Raw genomic sequence first — 8,510 nt, forward strand, 5'->3', positions numbered from 1 at the left:
CCCTTTCCCCGGATGCTCGCCGCTACGTAACCTCATGGGTAATCCCGGGAGGTCCACAGTGGCGAACCAGAACGGCAGGCCGGTAGCCCCGGCCCGCAAGGTCGTGGCCGCGGTGGTCGGCACCATCGCCGGCTTCGTGATGGTGTTCGGCCTCGGCATGTCGAGCTGGGCGATCGTCGCCCTCGGCGCAGCGATGCTCGCGCTGGCGGTCGGCATCGGCATGGTCAACGTGGTACGCCGCGGCGCCCGCGCCTGGGTGGCGGGCTCGGCCCAGGTGAAGGCGGTCTCGGACCCGCCCACGACGTCCATCTACGGCCGCGCCGAGCTGCAGGTCGTCATCATCGCCCCGGGCCTGCCCGCGGCCGAGGTCACGGTCCGCGACCCCCGCGTCCCGGTGGCCAAGTGGCCGCACCCCGGCGACATGCTGCCGGTCACGGTCGACGTCGACGACATGCGCCGCGTCAAAATCGACTGGGACCAGGCCGACACCCACGGCGCGGCGGTCACCAACGTGCCGCCGACCCTCTATGACGAGGACCTCCCCGACGACGACCTCCTCGGCGGCGACCCGGAACCCCCACCATGGGCCACCCGCGACCGCCAATGGGGCCGAGGCCCGGACGAGCCGCCCCCACCGCCGCCCCCGGCCCCCCGCACGGGCGCCCTCGACGACGACATCCCACCCCCACCACCACCCGCCCACGTCATCGTCCGCGACGACCCGGGCGGTCCCATCCTCGAGGGCCAGGTCGTGGACGGCGACTACGCCCAACCCCTCCCCCAACGGGCCCGTACGGCCACAGCCACAGCCACCGCCGCACCACCCCCACCCACCCGTACGGAGCCCCGCCCCAGCCCACGCCCGAGACCCCGCCCGTCGTCCCACCCCGACGCCGCGGCACCCCCAGCCCCCGAAGCCCCGCCCACGCCGGCTCCCGCCGCCGAAGCCCCGGCATCCACCACGAACACGCTGGCCCCGGAAGCCCCATCCTCCGAGCGCTCGTCCCCGCAGGCTGCAGCCCCCGAGCGCTCGTCCCCGCAGGCTGCAGCCCCCGAGCGCTCGGCCCCGCAGGCTGCAGCCCCCGAGCGCTCCACCCGGCAGACCTCAGCCCCCGAGGCCGCAGCCGCGGCGACGGCACCGCCGGAAGTTCCCGCCCGCGAAGCCGAGGCATCCGAGGTCCCGCATGCGGACACCGCCGCTCCAGAACCCACGGACGACGACATCGACCTCCCCCTGGACGGCAGCCCGGAGCCACCTCCGGAAGCCCGCCCCCAGGCCCGATCGGCGATGGCCACCGGCATCATGGCCCCACCCGCCACGGAAACCCCGGCGGGCCCGGAAGCCCGGCCATCCACCAGGCCGATGGACGACGACCTCCTGGGCGACCTCGAACCCCCACCCTGGCAGCAGCGCACGGCCCCCACCCCCGCACCCGCCCCGGCCTCTTCATCGCGGCCGACCCCTGCCGCTTCGCCGCGCCCGGCCCCGGCCGCCAAGCCGTCGTCACCCCCCACCCCCGCATCTCAGCAGTCATCAACCCCCACGACGGACCACGCCTCCCCCCGCCCCAAGCCGGCCGCGACCGGCCTGGCCGCAGCAGTGGCAGCCGGCGTGTCCGCCATCAGCAACGCCTTCCGCTCCAAGAACACCGAAACCCCACCCACCGAGGAACAGCCAACCCCGTCGTCAGAGCGCCCAACGGCGGCAACCCCCCAACCGGCACCCCGGCCATCACCTCACCCCGAACCGCCGACCTCCGAATCGCCGACCCCGCACCAAACCCCGACCCCCCAACCGCCGGCCCCCCAGCAGACGACTCCGCACCCCACCGCCACCCAACCGACAGCCCCCCAGCCGACGTCCGCCCATCCCTCCGCCACCCGGCCGACGCCGCAGTCAACGACTCCCCGCCCCACCACCGAACCGAGACCCCAACCGGCCGCGGCCCGCCCCACACCCCGGCCGACCACCACCCGCCCAGCACCCCAGCCGGTAGCCCAACCGGCGGTCACGCCCACCCAGCAGCCCCCCACACCACCGGCCTCGCCCCAGCACACCCCGCCGCCGCACCCCGCCGGCGAGGAACCCCGGGCGCCGCACCCCACCGCCCAGCAACCGCCCGCTCAGCAACCCCCAGCCCCGCAACCTGCCGCCCAGCAACCCCAGGCCCCGCAGCCCGCTCAGCAACCGCCAGCCCCGCAACCTGCCGCCCAGCAACCCCAGGCCCCGCAGCCCGCTGCCGAGCAATCCGCCGCCGAGCGACCCGCTCCCGAGGGAACCCCACCGGCAGCCGATTCCCCCAAGCGAAGCCCCTGGTCAGACCTGGAAGGCGGCTTCGAACCCGACGACCGCACCAACGACCTCATCACCGCGTACCCGAGCGCCCGCCCCGGCCCGTCGGCCGCCATCCACGGCGTGGGCATCACGGTCCTGGTGACGAACCTCGACCGCTCGATCACCTTTTACAAGGACATGCTCGGCTTCTACGTCGTCGACGCGGGATCGGCGAGCGCGGTCCTGGCCTCGGGCGACACCCGCCTCGTGCTCCGCACGGTGCACGACCTCTCGACGGTGGCGAGCCGCCTGATCCACCTCAACCTCGAGGTCGGCGACGTGGAAGCCGTGTACGAGGAACTCAAACGCAAGGGCGTGACCTTCGTCCACGGCCCCCGCCCGGTCAACCGGGGCGACAAACTCGAACTCTGGGCAGCATCCTTCCGGGACCCGGACGACCACAACATCGCCATCACCCAGTGGCGAGCCATCCGCTGACCTCGTCGCAGACAGAACGGCCGCCGGAGCACCTTCCGCTCCGGCGGCCGTTTCACACAATCGACAGCTGATCCGCGCCCCGAAGGCGACCACAAGCAACCCTCAAGCGCGACCAAGCAACCTCAAGACGCGACCAAGCAACCCTCACCGCGCCCACGCACAATCCGCGACCGCACACCCACGCACCCCGCGACCACGCACGCAGACGAACCCTCACCCCGCACGCAGGCAGGTCTCTGCCGGCCTCACCGGCTCACCCCAGAATCGTCCGGCGAACGTACGTCGCATAAGCCCAAGCGGCTCCGAAGATCAACCCCAACGCCGCCAACGACCAGTGCAGGAACCCGCAGGCAAGCAGCAGCACCTGAATCCCGGTACCCGCATGCCAAGCCCACCTCCGCCGCATGCTCCCGGACACCACGGCGGCCAGCACGGCGAGCCCGACGACAGCCCCGATCCCCCACCCGCTCAGGTCCCCGCCGAGGATCCGAATCGGCTGGATCGCCAGCAGCAACACCACGGCCTCGAGCACCAACGTGCCGGCCCCGAGCCCTCGTACGGCCCCGGCCGGATTCCGCAGCCCGGAACGAGGCACCCCCGCCGACCCGTCACTGCCGGCGGAATCCTCGGATTCACCAGCAGACGACCCGCTGGGACCCGCGGGCTCACCAGCCGAGGACCCGCTGGAGCCCCCAGGCTCAACGGCAGAGGACCCGCCGGAAGCCCCGAACTCCCCACCGGCGAAAGGCTCACCGGAGGAACCGGCGGACGGCCCAGCCCCCGCACTCATTTCTTCAGCAGCTTCCGAGCATCGGCCACGGTCACCATCGACCCGGTGATGAGCACCCCGACACCGCTCAGTTCCCCGCCGGTGTCCTCCTCCGCCAGCACGACGGCCTCCTCGATCGCATCCGGCATCGTCTGCGCGACCGTCACCCGGTCCTCGCCGAAGATGTCCGACGCGACCTGGGCCAGCTCGTTGAGCGGCATCGACCGCAGCGAACTGTTCTGCGTCACCACGATCCGGGCGACCACCGGCTCCATCAGGTCGAGCAGCCCGGACACGTCCTTGTCGCCGAGCACGGCGACGACCGCCACCAGGTGGCGGAACGCGAACTCCTCCTCGAGCGCGGCCACGGTCGCGGCCATGCCGTGCGGGTTGTGGGCGCCGTCCAGCAGGATCGTCGGGGCACTCCGCACGCGCTCCAACCGGCCCGGCGAGTCCACCCCGGCAAAACCTTCGCGTACGAGCTCAGCCTCGAGCTGCCGCCCGGTCCCGGCCCCGAGGAACGCCTCGACGGCCGCGAGCGCCAGCGCGGCGTTCTGTGCCTGATGGGCCCCGAACAGCGGAAGGAACACCTCGTCGTACACGCCGCCGAGCCCCTGCAGGGTGAGCAACTGCCCGCCGACCGCCTGGTCCCGGCGGATCACGCCGAACTCGCTGCCTTCGCGGGCCAGCGTGGCACCCATCTCGGCGCATCGTTCCAGCAGCGGCCGCATCGCTTCCTCGGTCTGCACCGCGCTGATCACGGTCGCGCCGTGGTGGATGATCCCGGCCTTCGCCCAGGCGATGTCCTCGATCGTGTCGCCCAGCCACTCGGTGTGGTCGAGCCCGATCGGGGTGATGACACAGACCCCCGCTTCGATGACGTTGGTCGCGTCCTCCTCACCCCCGAGCCCGACCTCGACCACGGCGATGTCCACGGGCGCATCCGCGAACGCCGCGTACGCCATGGCCGTGGTCATGTCGAAGTACGTCAGCGGCTCGGCGGCCCTTTTGTCGACGAGCTCGGCCAACGGTGCCACCTCGTCGTACGTGGCGGCCAGCCGCTCCTCGGACACCGGCTCGCCGTCGAGGCTGATCCGCTCCCGGACGGTCTCGAGGTGCGGGCTGGTGTAGCGCCCGGTGTGCAACCTGTGCGCCCGCAGCAGGCTGTCGATCATGCGGGCGGTCGACGTCTTGCCGTTGGTCCCGGTCAAATGGATCGCCGGGTACGCCCGCTGCGGGCTGCCCAGCACATCCATGAGGTCCCGGATCTTCTGCATGTCGAAGGCCATGCGGGTGAAGCCGCGCCCGTTGAGCGCGGCCACCACCTCGTCATACGTGCTCATACCGCACCGGCTCCCACCGAGTGACGCACCGGCCGACGACGACGAACGCCTCTCATGCGGCCGGCAGGGTCTGCAGGGCCGCCGCGATCCGGGCCAGGTCGGCCTCGGCGGTGGCGAGCCGGTCCTTGATCTTGGTCACGACGGGTTCCGGCGCCTTGCCGACGAACGCCGCGTTGTCGAGCTTGGCGCGGCACTGGGCCGCTTCCTTCTCGGCCGCCGCCCTGTCCTTCTCGAGCCGCGCCCGCTCGGCCGCGACGTCGATCGTCCCCCGGGTGTCGAGGTCCACGGTGATGCCGCCGGTGATGGCGAGCGTCGCCGTGGCGGCGAACTCGCTGCCCGGGGCGTCGAGCCGGGCGAGCGAGCGGATCAGCGGCTCGTGCGTGTCGATGCCGACGTTGCCCAGCCCGGTAAGTGCCGCGCTGACCCGCTGACCGGGGCGCAGCCCCTGGTCGGAGCGGAAGCGCCGGACCTCGGTCACGACTTTCTGCAGCGAGCTGATCTCCTCCTCGGCCGCGTCGTCGATCAGGGCGCTGTCCACCGCCGGCCACGAGGCCCGCGTGACGGTCTCGGCGCCGGTCAGCACCGTCCACAGCTCCTCGGTGACGAACGGGATCACGGGGTGCAGCAGACGCAGCAGCTGGTCGAGCACATGCCCGAGCACCCGCCGCGTACGCGCAGCCTCGGCACCGTCCGACGCCAGGACCGGCTTGCTGAGCTCGACGTACCAGTCGCAGACATCGTCCCAAGCGAAGTGGTAGAGCGTGTCACAAACCTTCGCGTACTCGTACGCCGCGAACTGTTCGTCCACCTCGCCGATGACGTGCTGGAGCCGCGACAGGATCCACTTGTCGACCGACGACAGCTCACCGACCGGCGGCAGGTCCCCCTCGACGGTCGCGCCGTTCATCAGCGCGAACCGCGTCGCGTTCCACAGCTTGTTGCAGAAGTTGCGCGAGCCCTGACACCACTCCTCGCTGATCGGTACGTCCGACCCGGGGTTGGCGCCGCGCGCGAGCGTGAACCGGGTGGCGTCCGCGCCGTACCGGTCGATCCAGTCCAGCGGGTCCACCACGTTGCCGAACGACTTCGACATCTTCTTGCCGTGCCCGTCGCGGACCATGCCGTGCAGGTTGACCACGTTGAACGGCTGCACGTCGTCCATCGCGTACAGGCCGAACATCATCATCCGGGCGACCCAGAAGAACAGGATGTCGTACCCGGTGACGAGAACGCTGGTCGGATAGAACTTCGCCAGCGTCTCGGTCTGTTCCGGCCAGCCCATCGTGGAGAACGGCCACAGCGCGGACGAGAACCACGTGTCGAGCACGTCCTCGTCCTGCTTCCAGCCCGCACCGCTCGGCGGCTCCTCGTCCGGTCCGACGCATACGACCTCGCCGTCCGGCCCGTACCAGACCGGGATGCGGTGTCCCCACCACAGCTGGCGCGAGATGCACCAGTCATGCATGTTGTCGACCCAGGCGAAGTACCGCTTCGACAGCTCCGCCGGCTCGATCGCCACCCGTCCGTCTCGCACCGCGTCCCCGGCAGCCTTCGCCAGCGGACCGGTGTTCACGAACCATTGCAGCGACAGCCGCGGCTCCACCGTGGTCTTGCACCGCGAACAGTGGCCGACCGAGTGCACGTAGGGCCGCTTCTCGGCGACGATCCTGCCCTGCTCCCGCAGCGCGTCCACCACCGCGGGCCGCGCCTCATAACGATCAAGACCTTCGAACGGCCCGGGTACGGTCACCACAGCCCGCTCGTCCATGATCGTGATACTCGGCAGGTTGTGCCGCTGGCCGATCTCGAAGTCGTTGGGGTCGTGCGCCGGGGTGACCTTGACGGCGCCCGTCCCGAAGCTCGGGTCGACGTGCTCGTCCGCCACGATCGGAATGCGCCGGCCGGTCAGCGGCAGCTCCACCTCGGTCCCGACCAGGTGCTTGTACCGCTCGTCATCCGGATGTACGGCCACAGCCGTGTCACCGAGCATCGTCTCCGCGCGCGTGGTGGCGACCACGATCGCGTCGTCCCCGTCGCCGTACCGGATCGACACGAGCTCGCCGTCATCCTCAGAGTGCTCCACCTCGATGTCACTGAGCGCGGTGAGGCACCGCGGACACCAGTTGATGATCCGGTTGGCGCGGTAGATCAGCTCGTCGTCGTACAGTCGCTTGAAGATCGTCTGTACGGCCCGCGACAGACCCTCGTCCATCGTGAAGCGCTCACGGCTCCAGTCCACGGAGTCGCCGAGGCGCCGCATCTGCCCGAGGATCGCGCCTCCGGACTGGGCCTTCCACTCCCAGACCTTCTCGACGAACTTCTCCCGCCCGAGGTCGTGCCGGGACAGCTTCTGCGAGGCGAGCTGGCGCTCGACGACGTTCTGGGTCGCGATGCCGGCGTGGTCCATGCCGGGCAGCCACAGGACCTCGAAGCCCTGCATCCGCTTCAACCGGCTGAGCGTGTCCTGAATCGTGTGGTCGAGGGCGTGCCCGATGTGCAGGGAGCCCGTCACGTTCGGCGGCGGGATGACGATGGAGAAGGGCGGTTTGTCGCTCGCCGGGTCCGCCGTGAAGTAGCCGGCCGATACCCAGTGCTCGTACCGCCGCTGCTCTACCTCACCCGGCTGGTACTGGGCGGAGAGGCCACCGGTGGGCCGGCTGTCGGGGGTACGGGTGTCGGTTGCTTCGGTCACCCGCCAAGTCTACGGAGCCCGTACGCGTGCTCTGCGGCCGCATGCCCTGCCTGTGGACAGCCACCGCGTCCGCACGCCGCCCTGTGGATAAGTGTTGTTACGCTCGCACGATGTCCGATCGCCCTGGCCCGATGCCCGAATCCCCGGCGGACCCCGTCGAGATCGCGCCGGAGCCGTTCACGCTCACCGAGCCCACCGACGAGGAGCCGGAGAGCAAGGAACCGCGGTCGCGGACCAAGACCATCGTGCTCAGCTCACTCTTGGCGGTGAGCCTGGCCGGCGTCGGGATCATCGGGTACGCAGGATGGCGCATCGCCTCCCAGAAGGACGCCACCCTCACGGCCCCATCTCAGGTAGGCGCCCTCAAGCTCGACACCAGTGACAACGGCAAAACTACGGCTGACTACCTCCAGACGGCCCTCTCCGCGGAGGTGGACCTCGACAACGCCATCGGAGCGGTCTACTCCACCGGCGACGGCAAAGACGTCCTCTTCTTCGGCGGCACGACCCTGTTCTGGACCCCCGAGAGCGACCTCGACACAGCCTTCGACCTGGTCTCGGACGACCAAGGCGCGGTCACCGGCCTCCACGACGTCCCAGCCGGCCCTCTCGGCGGCACAATGAAATGCGGAACCACCAAATCCGACGGTACGGATATGCCAGTGTGCGGCTGGGCGGACCACGGCAGCCTGGCCCTCGCAATGTTCCCCGGCCGTACGGAGCCAGACTCAGCAAAGCTCCTCCAGGAGATCCGCGCAGCCGCCCAAACCCGCTCCTGACCCCCTCAGAAACGCAAAAGTGGCCGGTCCCGTCGCCCGGGCCGGCCACAAAAAAGCATGCGTATATAGCAGTAACGCCCGCCCGAACCGAAGTTCGGGCGGGCGTCACCTCACGTTGAGTCCGGCGGCGTCCTACTCTCCCACACCCTCCCGA

The 8,510-nt window shown here is 70.6% G+C and carries 5 protein-coding genes; 2 read left to right on the plus strand and 3 right to left on the minus strand.

Translation table 11 applies throughout. The features are described 5' to 3' along the window. Positions 1-58: 58 nt before the first annotated feature. Entirely contained in the window at positions 59-2,773 is a 2,715-nt protein-coding gene (locus tag AB0K03_RS27820) for a VOC family protein (protein ID WP_364690316.1), read from the plus strand. Positions 2,774-3,026: 253 nt separating this feature from the next. Here the strand turns inward: AB0K03_RS27820 and AB0K03_RS27825 are convergent, their stop codons facing one another. The 3 genes from AB0K03_RS27825 to AB0K03_RS27835 all read right to left on the minus strand — a co-directional run bounded on the left by AB0K03_RS27825 (position 3,027) and on the right by AB0K03_RS27835 (position 7,577). Continuing rightward, on the minus strand, positions 3,027-3,368 hold the full coding sequence (locus AB0K03_RS27825; RefSeq protein WP_364690319.1) for a DUF4233 domain-containing protein: 342 nt from the start codon (positions 3,366-3,368) through the stop codon (positions 3,027-3,029). A 191-nt stretch (positions 3,369-3,559) separates the two neighbouring features. Next, entirely contained in the window at positions 3,560-4,885 is a 1,326-nt protein-coding gene (locus AB0K03_RS27830) for a folylpolyglutamate synthase/dihydrofolate synthase family protein (RefSeq protein WP_364690322.1), read from the minus strand. Between the two features lie 52 nt (positions 4,886-4,937). Further along, positions 4,938-7,577 (minus strand): valine--tRNA ligase, encoded by a 2,640-nt coding sequence (locus tag AB0K03_RS27835; protein ID WP_364690325.1) that lies wholly within the window; start codon positions 7,575-7,577, stop codon positions 4,938-4,940. Between the two features lie 131 nt (positions 7,578-7,708). Here AB0K03_RS27835 and AB0K03_RS27840 point away from each other — a divergent pair, with 131 nt between their 5' ends. Next, positions 7,709-8,356 carry a hypothetical protein gene (locus AB0K03_RS27840; RefSeq protein ID WP_364690328.1) on the plus strand — a complete coding sequence of 216 codons (648 nt, stop codon included), beginning with the start codon at positions 7,709-7,711 and terminating at the stop codon, positions 8,354-8,356. Positions 8,357-8,510: the final 154 nt, after the last annotated feature.

It is taken from the genome of Actinoplanes sp. NPDC049316, assembly GCF_040677315.1.
Classification (GTDB): domain Bacteria; phylum Actinomycetota; class Actinomycetes; order Mycobacteriales; family Micromonosporaceae; genus Actinoplanes.

Coding starts and splice junctions, on each gene's coding strand:
- AB0K03_RS27830 (WP_364690322.1), bottom strand. CDS start 4,885: ATGAGCACGTATGACGAGGTGGTGGCCGCGCTCAACGGGCGCGGCTTC.
- AB0K03_RS27840 (WP_364690328.1), top strand. CDS start 7,709: ATGCCCGAATCCCCGGCGGACCCCGTCGAGATCGCGCCGGAGCCGTTC.